This window comes from Mariniblastus fucicola, assembly GCF_008087665.1.
Lineage (GTDB): Bacteria > Planctomycetota > Planctomycetia > Pirellulales > Pirellulaceae > Mariniblastus > Mariniblastus fucicola.
In genome coordinates this window covers 2711461-2724443 of record NZ_CP042912.1, presented here as the reverse complement: position 1 = coordinate 2724443, position 12983 = coordinate 2711461, and the positions used below count along the sequence as shown (strand labels likewise).

General features: G+C 51.6%; 14 protein-coding genes and 1 pseudogene. 9 read left to right on the top strand and 6 right to left on the bottom strand.

Annotated elements, in window-relative coordinates; translation table 11 throughout:
* The first annotated feature begins 205 nt into the window (after window positions 1-205).
* Window positions 206-634, top strand: a complete 429-nt coding sequence (locus MFFC18_RS10115; protein WP_075081624.1) for a YkgJ family cysteine cluster protein — start codon at window positions 206-208, stop codon at window positions 632-634.
* A 54-nt stretch (window positions 635-688) separates the two neighbouring features.
* Here MFFC18_RS10115 and MFFC18_RS10110 read toward each other — a convergent pair whose 3' ends face one another.
* A complete protein-coding gene (locus MFFC18_RS10110) occupies window positions 689-2011 on the bottom strand; it encodes a PhoH family protein (protein ID WP_075081589.1) in 1323 nt (440 codons plus the stop codon).
* Window positions 2012-2286: 275 nt separating this feature from the next.
* Window positions 2287-2586, bottom strand: coding sequence for a transposase (locus MFFC18_RS10105; RefSeq protein ID WP_238381103.1), 300 nt, complete (start codon window positions 2584-2586; stop codon window positions 2287-2289).
* On the opposite strand from MFFC18_RS10105, the gene MFFC18_RS25455 reads away from it, so the two are divergent.
* Window positions 2503-2679: a hypothetical protein gene (locus MFFC18_RS25455; protein WP_238381106.1), complete on the top strand. Its 177-nt coding sequence runs from the start codon at window positions 2503-2505 to the stop codon at window positions 2677-2679. The two genes, MFFC18_RS10105 and MFFC18_RS25455, sit on opposite strands and share 84 nt — an antisense overlap.
* Window positions 2680-2904: 225 nt before the next feature.
* Here the strand turns inward: MFFC18_RS25455 and MFFC18_RS10100 are convergent.
* Together MFFC18_RS10100 and MFFC18_RS10095 are read right to left on the bottom strand one after the other, a co-directional pair.
* A pseudogene (locus MFFC18_RS10100) lies at window positions 2905-3995 on the bottom strand (IS3 family transposase); the annotation flags it as partial.
* A gap of 191 nt (window positions 3996-4186) precedes the next feature.
* A complete protein-coding gene (locus MFFC18_RS10095) occupies window positions 4187-4903 on the bottom strand; it encodes a hypothetical protein (RefSeq protein ID WP_148618791.1) in 717 nt (238 codons plus the stop codon).
* Between the two features lie 970 nt (window positions 4904-5873).
* Between MFFC18_RS10095 and MFFC18_RS10090 the strand changes: the two genes are divergently transcribed.
* From MFFC18_RS10090 to MFFC18_RS10075, 4 genes are all read left to right on the top strand, one after another.
* A complete protein-coding gene (locus MFFC18_RS10090; protein ID WP_075081594.1) occupies window positions 5874-6422 on the top strand; it encodes a GNAT family N-acetyltransferase in 549 nt (182 codons plus the stop codon).
* Window positions 6423-7213: 791 nt separating this feature from the next.
* Window positions 7214-7570, top strand: a complete 357-nt coding sequence (locus MFFC18_RS10085; protein ID WP_075081596.1) for a hypothetical protein — start codon at window positions 7214-7216, stop codon at window positions 7568-7570.
* A gap of 1222 nt (window positions 7571-8792) precedes the next feature.
* Window positions 8793-9332 (top strand): hypothetical protein, encoded by a 540-nt coding sequence (locus tag MFFC18_RS10080; protein WP_075081598.1) that lies wholly within the window; start codon window positions 8793-8795, stop codon window positions 9330-9332.
* A gap of 583 nt (window positions 9333-9915) precedes the next feature.
* Window positions 9916-10128 (top strand): macro domain-containing protein, encoded by a 213-nt coding sequence (locus MFFC18_RS10075; protein ID WP_202907584.1) that lies wholly within the window; start codon window positions 9916-9918, stop codon window positions 10126-10128.
* A gap of 28 nt (window positions 10129-10156) precedes the next feature.
* On the opposite strand, the gene MFFC18_RS10070 is transcribed toward MFFC18_RS10075, so the two are convergent.
* Entirely contained in the window at window positions 10157-11041 is an 885-nt protein-coding gene (locus MFFC18_RS10070) for an IS3 family transposase (RefSeq protein WP_084416835.1), read from the bottom strand.
* A complete protein-coding gene (locus MFFC18_RS10065; protein ID WP_068267815.1) occupies window positions 11038-11343 on the bottom strand; it encodes a transposase in 306 nt (101 codons plus the stop codon). The genes MFFC18_RS10070 and MFFC18_RS10065 overlap by 4 nt, the downstream gene beginning before the upstream one ends.
* 49 nt (window positions 11344-11392) lie before the next feature.
* Here MFFC18_RS10065 and MFFC18_RS10060 point away from each other — a divergent pair, with 49 nt between their 5' ends.
* The 3 genes from MFFC18_RS10060 to MFFC18_RS10050 all read left to right on the top strand — a co-directional run bounded on the left by MFFC18_RS10060 (window position 11393) and on the right by MFFC18_RS10050 (window position 12856).
* Window positions 11393-11839: a macro domain-containing protein gene (locus MFFC18_RS10060; RefSeq protein WP_202907585.1), complete on the top strand. Its 447-nt coding sequence runs from the start codon at window positions 11393-11395 to the stop codon at window positions 11837-11839.
* 114 nt (window positions 11840-11953) lie between these two features.
* Entirely contained in the window at window positions 11954-12184 is a 231-nt protein-coding gene (locus tag MFFC18_RS10055) for a hypothetical protein (protein WP_148618789.1), read from the top strand.
* Between the two features lie 312 nt (window positions 12185-12496).
* Window positions 12497-12856, top strand: coding sequence for a hypothetical protein (locus tag MFFC18_RS10050; protein WP_075082348.1), 360 nt, complete (start codon window positions 12497-12499; stop codon window positions 12854-12856).
* Window positions 12857-12983 lie beyond the last annotated feature (127 nt).

The window sequence follows — 12983 nt, the reverse complement described above, 5'->3', positions numbered from 1 at the left end:
TGATCCATCGGAAGGTCATGACCGATCGTACCAGGATTTCGGTACCAATCGATTTCGATAACCGGTTTGGAAAAATGGGAATCATGCGACGAGTTTTCCCGACCGTTACGCAATCGTTAAACGTTGTATCTTGACATTGGCCCTACCCAAAAACGCCAACGAGTCGATAATCGAAGCACACCAAACTCAAAATTACGGAAAAGACGTGGCCAAGAAACCAACTGAAGAACTCTGGTACAAAGATGGCTTGAAATTCAAATGTTCTGGCTGCGGCGACTGCTGCACCGGTGCTCCGGGATTCGTATGGGTCAACAAGGAAGAAATCGAGGCGCTTGCCAAGGCGACCGAAATGGAAGTCGAAGAGTTCGAGGAATACTTCGTTCGCAAGATCGGGATTCGCAAAAGCCTGAAAGAGTTTCCAAACGGTGACTGCGTTTTCTTCGACGGTGCGAACCGCAATTGTAACGTTTACGGTGCTCGACCAAGACAGTGCAAGACGTGGCCGTTCTGGGATAGCAATCTCAAGTCCGAGGAAACGTGGGCGGAGACCTGTGAGGGTTGTAAAGGCAGCGGCGTCGGCAAACTGTATTCGCTGGAAGAGATCGAAACGCAGCGGAAAGTCATGAAGCTGTGACAGGATTCTGAGGGCACCGCAGATACCTGCTCCGCGGTGCCGAACTGCGGACCGCTACAACAACTCGCTGGCCAAATCCGCCAGCGGAGATCGCTCGCCTTTTTCCAGTGTCACGTGAGCATAAATCGATTGCCCGGTCATTCGATTGATCAGATGACTCAGGCCATTGGACATCGAATCGAGATACGGCTGGTCGATTTGGTTCAGATCACCCGTCAACACAATCTTCGTCCCTTCGCCTGCTCGCGTAATGATCGTCTTTACTTCATGCGGCGTCAGGTTCTGGGCTTCGTCGATGATGAAGAACATTTTCTGCAAACTTCGTCCGCGAATGTAAGACAGCGGCGTGATCACCAGTTGCTCTTCCTCCAGCATCTCTTCAATCCGTGTCGCGTTCTGTTCGTTGCGACCAAACTGGTGGCGAATCACATTCAGGTTGTCAAACAGCGGTTGCATGTATGGATCAAGCTTGGCTTGAATGTCGCCAGGCAGGAAACCCAAATCCTGATTCGATAACGGCACGATCGGACGGGCCAGCATGATCTGTCGATACTTCGGTTTTGTTTCGAGAGCCGCCGCAAGAGCCAACAGCGTCTTGCCCGTTCCAGCTTTGCCCGTCACGGTCACGAGATTCAGGTTCGGATCAAGCAACGCTCTTAGCGCGAAAGTCTGTTCCGCGTTGCGAGGCTGGATTCCGTAAGCCGAAACTTTGTTGACTCGCCGGTAGCTGCGTTCATCTGAAAGATAAGTCGCCAACGCCGACTTGGAACCGTTTCGCAAAATGAAATTCTCATTCGCTATCGGAGCCTCGACGCTTTTGACCAAATCTTTTTCGACCAGACCGATGCCGTCAAAGAACGGCTCAATTTCTTCGGTCGTGATTCCTTCGATCAGACGTTTGCCGGTATACAATCCTTCGAAGTCGCGAATCTTGTCCGCTTCATAATCTTCAGCGACCAGACCGACCGACTTGGCCTTCATCCGCAAATTGATGTCTTTGGAAACCAACACAACTTTTTGCTGCGGATGTTCCTGCTGCAAGAGGTAAGCCGTGTTGAGAATTCGATGGTCAGGAACGTCGCTAATAAACGCGGACTCAATATGACTGTCGATGTGCGGCGTCAAAACGATTCGAAGATTTCCCAACCCTTCGCCGCGAGGCACGCCTTCCACATCCAGCACCGAGTCGGTCAGCTCGTCGAGGTGCCGCATGAATCGCCGGGCCTGAAAGTGAATGTCTTCGTTGCCGCGTTTGAATTTGTCGATTTCTTCAAGCACGGTGATCGGAATCACCACGTCATGTTCATCGAAGTGATCGATGCATCTTGCATCGTGAAGAATAACATTGGTGTCCAGCACGAAAATCTTGTGGTGCATGCGGCATTCCTTTGCAGATGAAGTCAATGGCTTCCAATATCGTTACACAATATCAGGTTTCAAACAGCCTGAGTCTGTGTCGTGATAGCAGCAGTTTAACGTCACCGCCGGTTTGCGTGTGGGCCGGCAGGCGATGCGAGCAAGTATGAAGCAATGTTCATAAAGCAGATTTCGTGCTCGCTCGCCAAAGGACAGTCTTCTTTGAACTCGATATCAGCTACGGCTTGTCCTAGTCGAAGTTTGGTTGTGCTGGTAGCCAATTGCCAATGAATTGGTCACAAATGTTTCCTGATTCTCGAGCCAAGCACCTCCAGCATCTTGCACTTCCATTCTTCTGCCAATTCCACGAGGTTAGCTCGCAAAGCATTGCGTTCCACGTAGCGCATCACCCGCAACAGATGCCGGTCGTCCTGAACCGGGAAGGACTTGAATCGTCCCTGATAGAGATGTCCGGTGCCGCTGGTTTGGCAGTGCGAGTGCCAGCGCATTGTGTGAGTGACCTTAAGTCGCCGAAAGAACTCGCTGACCTGATTGTCAACGTTAGGCTGCACGACGAAACGCCAGTGGTTGGGCATCAAAAACATGCTGCAGATGGGCAGAGCCTCGACTTCGAAGGCTTCATCAACGGACCCTCAGATCATGGCTACATTCCACATGCGGGAAAATAGTTCACTGGCGTTTCAGTTGATTTCGAATCGCGTTTTGCGGCGTCGGATCAGTTATCGGTACTTGAGACCTTGTCAGCGTCCTTGAGACTGAACTGCCCCCATTTTCTGTACCAGCAGTTATGAGAGTACGGGTTGGTTAAATTCTGCGTTGATTTCTTGATCCTTCCGGCAGTGTTCTGTCGAAGGAGCGCTAGCGACTGAGGCAGAACACTGCCGGGCGAATTGCGATGGGGTCATGTAGCCAAGGGAACTGTGTGGGCGATGATCGTTGTAACTGGATCTCCATTGGGCTGTCAGTCGCTTGGCTGCAGTGAGATTGTCGAAGACTTCCAGCGACAGAAACTCATCGCGGAGACGACTGTTAAAGCTCTCAGTGAAAGCGTTCTGCCATGGACTGCCGGGTTCAATGTAAAGTGTTCCAACATCGAGTTTGGTCAACCATTCTCGTAGCGGCTCGGCGATGAACTCAGGGCCATTGTCGCTGCGAATGAACTTCGGAAGTCCACGCTCAGCAGAGATCGCGACAAGGCATTCAATCACATCTTCGCTTTTGAATCCGTAGCCAACTTTTAGGCAGAGATTCTCGCGGGTGAACTCGTCGATAATCACCAGCCATTTGAGTTGCTTACCCGAAGCGGTGCGGTCGAAGATGAAATCCCAGCTCCAGACGTGATTGATGTGTTCCGCTGCATGCCGTTGGGCCGAATTGTTTTTGTTGCCGAGGCGGCGTTTCTTTCGCTTTTTCACGGGTACTTTCAGTCCTTCCTGTTTCCAGATTCGATACACTCGTTTCGGATTGATCGTCCAGCCAAGCTGACGAAGCTTGCCACAGATCAAACGGTATCCGTAGCGAGGGTACTCACCTACGAGTTTCAGGATGTCTTCCACCAAGGCTGGTTCGTCGTCGCGAACTTTCGCTTGGTAGCGTTGCGTTTGCCGCGGTTGGTCGACCGCTCGACAGGCCCTGCGCTGAGAAACGGCGAACGTACTTTGCAATTCGTTCACCGCGGCGCGTCTCCGCTCAGGGCTTACCAGTTTCCCTCTTGAAGATGTTTGAGCATCTTGATGTCAAGCTGTTGGTCAGCAACGATCTCTTTCAGCTTGCGGTTTTCGTCCTCAAGTTCCTTCAGCCGCTTCGCCTCACTGGCCTTCATGCCGCCGTACTGGTTCCGCCAGCGTTGATAAGTCGCCTCGCTAATCTCAAGGGCCTGCAAAACAGCAGCAAGTTCCTTGCCGCTGTTAAGCATCGCATCGGCATCCCGAAGCTTCCTCACGATCTGCTCCGGAGTATGCCGTTTTCGTCTCTTCTTCGTCATAAAAGTCTCCTTGCCAATTAGGCTCTGTAGACTCTCATATCACATGGAACAACCTTTGGGGAGCACGCCAAGACCTTTTCAGCGTCCCGATTCCATTCGCGTCATTCGCGGGCAACTCCTCCCACAACAAAAAAGCCGCAATGCGTCAAACGCACTGCGACCCGAAACACATCCCGCTATCCAAACTCAGCTCACACCGTCTCGACCGTCTCCGATTCCCCATCGCTGGTCTGCACCAAACCGCCGCCCAGTCGAGTCGAAATGGGATCGCCCACGGGGCCGCTTTCCAGACGAGTATTCAGCCACGCAGCAGCCACCCATAGCACCGCGCCAAACGGAGTCGACTGCGGCATCGCGACCTCGCAAGTCGTTTTGCTGGACGTGCCCCACAACGCCCAGTCGCTCAGCTCAGTCGGCGGGTGATCACCAAGAAACGTGTAGACAATCGCGCCGCTCACGCCGGCAGGTTTGCGAGTGCGACCGCCGCGCTGTACCACATCACGCAGTTGAAACTTTACCGTGTTCAATCGCTGTGAACGAACTTCGATTATCGGCCACGACTGCGGAACTGGATGCTGAGTCGGGCTTTTGCGAACCGTGATCCCCAGCGCTCTCCGCTTGGCATCCGTCATGTTCGCTGCGGCCTGACACAAATCTACCAACCGCCGCGTCAACGTCGTCAACTCACTGCGCAGATCACGCACGGTCGCAACGATGTAGGGCGTCCGCGTCATCGGACTGACAGAAGCATCAAAAGAAGTTTCAAACGCGGTTTGCAGCGCCGCGTATTCCGCTGCATCGTCTGCGGTCAAGCCGTACTCGGTTGGATCTTTGCTGATCTCGTTGGAGAAATCACGGCAGAAGTCATTGAACCCGTGAAGGGTCGTTGGAAGATAGCTTCGGTTCATCCCAATTCTTTCGTTAGTTGAAGGATTGTACGCAGCGACCGCTACCCCAACCTCGCCCAACTGGCGTTCTGGCACGAAACCGCAATGTTGCGGCATAAGAGCAATCGCAAAGGCAACAAAGTGTCCGCCTTCGAAAAGCGATTTCGACGTTAGCCACATCAGACTTGAAGCAGCGTGATGTTTGTTGCGGCGTCACGAGGGCAAACATTCTTCGATCGTCCGGTTGTGCCAGATTCGATGTTAGAAGTTGCCGAAAAAGGGTTTGAACCGCTACGATCAAGCCGCTTCGTCATTGGATGAAGGCGCTTCGTCATTTGTTATAACCGCTTCGACGAATGTTTTAGCCGCTTCGTCATTTGTTTAAACGGCTATGTACTTGATCGAGCATTTAAAACTCACGACGGAGCCGTTTCGTCGTGAGTTAATTTGGCTTTGTCATAGCGCGAAGCCGCGCGGTTACAGTACACAGGGACTCTATGCCAGAAAGATAAAGCTTCGTGGTGGCGCAAAGTTCGTTTGTCATACGACAACTTTGCTTCGCACCAGACAACCCCGAATCGAACGATCAGGAAACTTGCCCGCTCTGCGACATTGGAAGTCGTACTGCGATCTCAAACCGGTCCACAGGATCATTCACCGGTTACAGACTTGAATCCCTGGAGCCCGTCCAATGAAGTGCAGACCAAACCTGCCCGTAACCGGTTTCAAGTCACTGGACAGGATTCCTGCTGACGAAACCTGCGGTCATTTGGGCAGTTTAAACTGGGCAAGTATCGGCGTTATCCATCGGGTTGGATAACGCGGAGCCAAGGCTTCTGTATAACGTGGAGCTGAATTTGACTCGCTCAGAAAAAACCGATACAAAGTGGTTCGTGCTTCCGCGTTATGCAGAAGTTTGTTAACGTTTCTTCAAAGATTATGCAGAAGAACTTCTGTATAACACTTGTTATCCAGCTTGAGTTTGCATGCAATGAACATCTCGATTCGGCCATCTCAACAGGAAGAGGCTGGCTTAATCTACCAACTGCGGTCCGACACCAGATTGCGGGACATGCAATACCAACCTTCGTGGCGAGAGTATCCCGAACTTTACGTCGAGGTTTCACTGGCGTTTGCAGATCAGTCAGAACCTGCTTTTAGATGTTGGACAGTTCTGATCGATGGTGAGTTTGGCGGGCACATTAGCGAAACGTTAAATCAGTCTACTCCTGACGGCGTCACGATATCACTCGGATGGAACATTGTTCCGGAAGAATGGGGTAAGGGTATTGCGCCTTACGCTGTTCGAATCTTTCTGAATCAAAAATTTGAGTGCGAAAAACCTGTTCAATTCGTCGCGATGTGCTTTGAATCGAATTCGCGTTGCAGACGCGTTCTTGATAAACTGGGGTTTGTCGCGGAATCCCCCACACTTCGCGAGAGGCTCAACAATTGGCTGCGGACATTCGGTCGACATCGATTGACCAAATACCGGTTAACGCATGAAGAATGGAAAGCAATTCACTCGACTGCTGGATAACAAAGCGTTGAACCGAAGCGTCCATTTCGCTAGGGTTGGCCAGTCGCCGGATGGTCGCAAGCTCCCATTGTATCCGACTCCTGTTTTCACGAACTCAAACCTTTTCGACGCCTCGGTTAACGCGGGCGTTATCCTGCGGAAGCTTTATCGAATTGGTTTCGCAGATGGCGGCTTGAGTGTAGACCTTACACGTTCGAAGTCGCACTCGATCGAAAGCGTTTTGGTAGTTCGTCAAACTCGAACGCGCGCCGACGTGCATTCTGTTTGGCTTGGACAAAACGGATTGGCAACTCAAACCAGTTCAACGATCGTTGCGTCGACATGCGGCAACGCGCTACGATGTGCATTTTGCCGTTTCACCGTCTGAGAAACTGAACGCTCAAAACGATTCAATGATCGTCGCGCCGACGAGCAAATGCTGTGTTTGCATTTCCTTCGATGGCGAGCAATAATGCAAACTCACTGGCAATGCGTCCTCGATCGAAACCGAGCTCGGAACGCTATTCGCCGGATAACAAAGCGTTGAACCGAAGCCGCGTTTTACGCTGAGCCAACATCATTCCGCGGATGGTTGCTCGTGCCTCGCATTTTACCATCCGCTCCACTCACTACATACCTTTCACCCGCGTCTCGGTTAACGCGGACGTTATCCAGCTTTAGTCATGAGCAAACTCACAATCATTTTAATGGCATTGCTTTGCCTCGGGTGCACGCAACAAAGCTCAAAACCCACTAGCGATTCTGCTACCTCAACGACACATGAAGAATCCGTAACGAGCAATCAAGCACCAATGCAAACATCTGATGCAAACCTGCACTCTGATGCTTTTGTCGAATCTTTGACGCAACACGACATCAAAGCACTCCATGGCGAAATCGATTCGAACAATCCAATACTTGACGTCGTTCCTGCTGGAGAGTCACACCCCCGCGCCGACGTGTTCCGCAAACTCAAATTGGATGAATCCAAACTGAGCAATTTCCGTACAAGCGGAATGAACATGGTCGACTTTCTTACATGGCAAGTCTCGCCTTCGTACGATATAACTTGCATGTCTGCTAACAACGACCACGAAAACAATGGTCTCGAAATGACTGACCCAAATCGCAAGGTTTATGGAATCCGGTTGTCCCTGACGCCAGACTGACGCAGGACGCGGGATAACAAAGCGTTGAACCGAAGCCGCGTTTTCCGCTGTGCGAAGATCGTTCCGCGGATGATTGGCTAACGCCAATTTTATCATCCGCTCCACTCACTACATACCTTTATCCCGCGTCTCGGTTAACGCGGGCGTTATCCACCTGCACCGTACCTACGCGACGAGACTTTGTATCACGACAAAAGACTCTTATGGATTCCCACAACGTTGATGCTTGCCGCCGCCCACGTATTCTGCGGCTTGGCAGTTCCAGCCGAAGTCTTATCGCTTGATCTAAGTTTGATTTCAGTTGCGGGGACCGTTCCAGCGATGGGCTCTGCTGTGGTTTTGCCGCATTTGAAACTTGGTTCGAGCTCACATTTGTATCGTATGCCGAAAAACACGTACGCTTTTTCTCGCGACACTCTTCGACTTATCGTATCAACACTCGTCGCGTTAACAATTTCGGCCGCCATACTCGCTTTCGTTCGCGATGTGAGGATGGGCTTCATGTTGTTGCCGTTTGGGGTTGCGACTTTCACTCTATTGCTATCAGCAGCCAAGAGATTCAAGCGGCATCCGAATGCTGAGTTTGCAATGCCGCTTGGCATTCTGTATCCTTCCGGATCACGAATGAGAAAAAGCAGGGCTTCACTCCGCAAAGGTGGATAACAAAGCGTTGAACCGAAGCGGAGAGGCCGTCCCAGTTGGCTTGTCGCCGGATGGTCGCAGGCTCCCATTATATCCGACTCCAGTTTCACTAATTTACATTTTCAGGTCCGCTCGGTTAACGCGGACGTTATCCAGCGGAACTATCTCGCGTCGACATGCTCGTGACATGCGATGAAATGCGGTTGGCAGCGTGATGACATGCGGCCTTTGTGCGAACGCGCTCGACAACTAATCGAATGTAGGCATAAAGGTAGCAAGCATTTGCAAAACCAAGCTAATCACGAACGTCATTCATCCACAACCTCGCTCTGACATGCAACTGACATGCTCTAATCATGCGGACGACGTGCTCGACTTCGCTGGGGCAGGTCGCTAGAATTAGGGAACGCTGGGGCGGCACTCGCGGATAACAAAGCGTTGAACCGAAGCGGAGATGGCTTCGTGGTCGGCTAGTCGCCGGATGGTCGTACCTCCCATTGTATCCGACTCCAGTTTCACTAATTTACATTTTCAGGTCCGCTCGGTTAACGCGGACGTTATCCCGCTTGAGTAAACGCAAATGAAGCGACTGGTAATCGTTGCCGTTGTCGTAGCCGGAGTGGTCGCCTATTCGTTTGCGCATCCATACTTGAACGGTGTGGCTTATGTTCACCAGCGCGAATGTGAACGAGCAGCGCTGCTTCCCATTTCTCTTGAAATCAACGAATTGCGGTACGCCGATAATGGCACGCAACTGCCGACAATTCGACAAATCGTTGAAAACGCCCCGAAGCCTACTGATATTGATGATTCAATGTTCGACGTCAAAATGAAATGGGATATTGTTGATAGACAAGCATTTCGACTTGGTGATTCAGACAAAACAGTGCTCCTGTATCCAGATTTAACACCGAGTGAAATTACTGAATCATTAACTCCCTTGATCGCACACGTGTCATCTTCATTCACCGTCAAAAACAACAACTGCCTCTTGCTAGTGCTTCCAACGGCGGAAGTAACGACGGAATACTTAACGGATCGCCAGTTTGAAAATTTGCTACAATGCAATTCGCCTGATGAAGCCTCTGCATGGCTTAAATCACACTTGGACCGGAATTAAGGGCTGATCGCGGGATAACAAAGGGATGCACACGGAGCCGCGAAATGACGCTATGGGGACGTGCGTTCCGCGAATGATGCTCGTGCCTCGCATTGTATCATTCGCTTCACTCAAGTTTACATTTTCACTCGCGTCCCGGTGATCCCAACCGTTATCCAGCGGAGCTATCTTGCGTCGACATGATCGTGACATGCAATGAAATGCGGTTGGCATCGTGACGAAATGCGGCCATTGCATTCGACATGCTCGATCAGCATGGCGACGAACATTAAGGGCAGCAAGCATTGCCCAATTCGGTCCGATCAAAGGCGTCATTCACCCGCAAGCTCGCTGCCGACGTGCAATCAGCAGGATCGAATTATGCGGGCGACGTGCTCGACTTCGCCGGGGCAGGTCGCCAGAATTGAAGAACGCTGGGGCCGCACACGCGGATAACAATGCGTTGAACCGAAGCGGAGAGGCCTTTGCGGTTGGCTTGTCGTCGGATGGTCGCAGGCTCCCATTGTATCCGACTCCAGTTTCACTAAATTACATTTTTAGGTCCGCTCGGTTAACGCGGACGTTATCACGCTTAACTCAACCAATGCGAATCATTCTCTGCTCAATTGACGAACCACTCGCTAAAGCATGGGAAACCTACTGCGTCGATTTGAGCGGCGTGGAGGTTCATCGTGGCAACATTCTTGACTTGAATGTCGATGCTGTTGTCAGCCCGGCCAACAGTTTCGGTTTTATGGATGGCGGAATCGACATGGTCTACAGCCAACACTTCGGCTGGAATGTCCAACTGCGATAGCCCAAGACCGGCGGACTCCGGTTTCATGTTAAGCAGCTAAAGCTGCACGATAGTTTCTTTCGAATTCTTCGGGCGTCTGGTATCCCAGAGTTTGATGAATTCTCTTCGAGTTGTAAAACGCCTCGATGTATTTGAAGACGCTGATGCGAGCCTCTTCAAGGTTTCCGTAGCGACGATGCTTCGTCCATTCGTGCTTCAGCGACCAGAAGAAGCGCTCCATGACGGCATTGTCGTAACAGCATCCTGTTCGGCTCATCGAGCACTGAATGTTCAGCGTGCGAAGAATTCCCTGAAACGCGTCGCTGGTGTACTGACAGCCTCGGTCGCTGTGATGAAGCAGCGTTCCGGACTCTGGCCGTCTGGATTCAATCGCTTTCCTCAAGGCTTCGGTAACGATCGGTGTCGTCAATCGATCGCTCATCTGCCAACCGACAACTTTGCGGCTGAACAGGTCCAGCACTACTGCGAGGTAAACCCAACCACCGACCGTCGGCAAGTAAGTGATGTCTGCCACCCACTTGCGATTCGGAGCCTCGGCATCAAACTCCTGGGAGAGAAGATTCTCAGCAGGCTTTTTGTCAGGGTCTGACTTGGTCGTCGTTGGTTTGAACTGTCGCGAAACACAGCTTTTAAGCCCCATTTCTCGCATGGCTGTCGCTACCGTGTTGCGACAAGCCGTTTCCAGTTGAGCGTCGTTAGCAAGTTCCTCAGCGATCTTGTAGCTGCCGTAGATCTGCCCTGATTCTTCGTAGACCTGTTTCACAGATTCGCGAATCGCGCGAGAACGAACCGCACGTTTACTCTCGGGCCGATCAATCGAATCGTAGTAGCCGCTCTTGCTGACACCGAAGATTTCACACATCAGCGTGATGGAATACTGGTCGCGATGTTGTTTGATCCACGCGTACTTCACTGCGACTCCTTCGCGAAGTACGCCGTCGCCTTTTTTAGGATTTCACGTTCCAGTTCCGCACGCTTCAGCTGCTTGCGAAGGCGTTTGTTCTCTTCAAGAACCTGTTGCAGCGATGCCTCGGGACCGCAAGGTTCAGGCTCCGGAGCATACTTTCTATGCCAGTTGCGAAGGCTGTTCTCGTTGACATTGACGGCTTCAGCGGCGGCTCGAAACGAGTAGCCCTCACTGACGATCAGATTGACCGCATCACGCTTGAACTCTTCTGAAAAAGTCCGGCGTGTGCGTTTTCCATTGCTTGACATTGCTTCCTCCAAAGCGGATTCTCGTATCTTCCGCCGGAGTCCGCCAGTCTTGGGCTATCGCAAACAACAGCTACAAAACCAAATCAAACATCTTCACCACGGAGAACTACTCGTTGGCAACGCTGACATAGTGGAAACTAACCACTCCAATATCCCCTATCTGATTGCGGCACCGACAATGCGGGTTCCAATGATACTTGCAGATACCGTCAATCCATACCTAGCCGCTCGTGCCGTACTCCTGCTAATAAAGCATGGCGAATTTCCCAGCGGCGCATTAGAGGGCGAACAAATCTCGGATGGCGTAAAATCTGTGGCTTTTCCAGGGTTGGGAACTGGTGTCGGGCGCGTTCCGCCAGAAAAATGTGCGTTACAGGTTCGCACTGCGATAAAAGAAATCACATTGGACGAATACGAATTTCCGTCATCGTGGGCTGATGCACAAATGCCACATCAACAAATGTACACTGATAAATTTCGCGACCTGCAATACTGACGCAATCGCGTGATAACAATGCGATGCACGCGAAGTCCGGCTTGCGCGTGGTTTTGAAATGGAAGATCTTTCGTCCGGACTCGGTGATCGCGGCCGTTATCCAGCGGAACTATCTTGCGCCGATATGCTCGTGGCATGCGAGAGAATGCAGTTGGCAGCGTGATGACATGCGGCCTTTGCGCGGACATATTCGAGAACTGGGCGAATGCAGGCGCAAAGGCAGCACGCATTGGCAAAGTCAATCCGATCGAAGGCGTCATTCATCCGCAAACTCGCTCTGACGTGCAATTAACATGCTCGAATCATGCGGACGACGTGCTCGACTTCGCTGGGGCAGGTCGCTAGAATTGAAGAACGCTGGGGATGTACACGCGGATAACAATGCGTTGAACCGAAGCGGAGATGGCTGCGTGGTTGGCCAATCGCCGGATGGTCGCAGGCTCCCATTGTATCCGACTCCACTTTCACTAATTTACTTTTCTTGGTCCGCTCGGTTAACGCGGACGTTATCCAGCTTGGCACATGGCGAATCCACACGGCACATCCCCCAGGTTGCTTGGTGAAACAATACGTGAACGCTCGTGGATTCCTGCATTCACTTGCGCATTATCTGCACTAGTGCTTGTGCCTTTGTGGTTCTTTTCCACAATCGCAGTCATGTCGACTCTGTACGAGATTGACAACCCTGTCGGCCTAGGGATCTATTTAGCGATCTGCATGTCATCTCTGCCCATCCTCATGCCACTTCTTGCATTTGGCATTGCTCCCGCGCTGTGCGGGTTATCAAATGGTTCTGTCTCGATGGCGACTATCATTCACGGGCTATTGTTGGTCGTCGGGTCCGCTCTGATCTGGTTCTTGCCAGACCTAATTAAATTGAATCCGTCGTTGGGCTGGATGTTGTTGCTCTATTATTGCGCCTTGTTTTTGTTTCCGCCTTCGCTTGCCGCATCATTTGCCTATTCGATCGTCTACAATTCAACACGCAAGACACAGGCTCGGCTTGACGCTGGATAACAAAGCGTTGAACCGAAGCGGAGAGGTCTTCGTGGTTGGTTTGTCGCCGGATGGTCGCAGGCTCCCATTATATCCGACTCCATTTTAACAAATTCACATTTCTCGGTCCGCTCGGTTAACGCGGACG

Coding starts and splice junctions, on each gene's coding strand:
- MFFC18_RS10090 (WP_075081594.1), top strand. CDS start 5,874: ATGAACATCTCGATTCGGCCATCTCAACAGGAAGAGGCTGGCTTAATC.
- MFFC18_RS10095 (WP_148618791.1), bottom strand. CDS start 4,903: ATGAACCGAAGCTATCTTCCAACGACCCTTCACGGGTTCAATGACTTC.
- MFFC18_RS10110 (WP_075081589.1), bottom strand. CDS start 2,011: ATGCACCACAAGATTTTCGTGCTGGACACCAATGTTATTCTTCACGAT.
- MFFC18_RS10065 (WP_068267815.1), bottom strand. CDS start 11,343: ATGTCAAGCAATGGAAAACGCACACGCCGGACTTTTTCAGAAGAGTTC.
- MFFC18_RS10085 (WP_075081596.1), top strand. CDS start 7,214: ATGCAAACATCTGATGCAAACCTGCACTCTGATGCTTTTGTCGAATCT.
- MFFC18_RS10050 (WP_075082348.1), top strand. CDS start 12,497: ATGTCGACTCTGTACGAGATTGACAACCCTGTCGGCCTAGGGATCTAT.
- MFFC18_RS10075 (WP_202907584.1), top strand. CDS start 9,916: ATGCGAATCATTCTCTGCTCAATTGACGAACCACTCGCTAAAGCATGG.
- MFFC18_RS10080 (WP_075081598.1), top strand. CDS start 8,793: ATGAAGCGACTGGTAATCGTTGCCGTTGTCGTAGCCGGAGTGGTCGCC.
- MFFC18_RS10105 (WP_238381103.1), bottom strand. CDS start 2,586: ATGCCCAACCACTGGCGTTTCGTCGTGCAGCCTAACGTTGACAATCAG.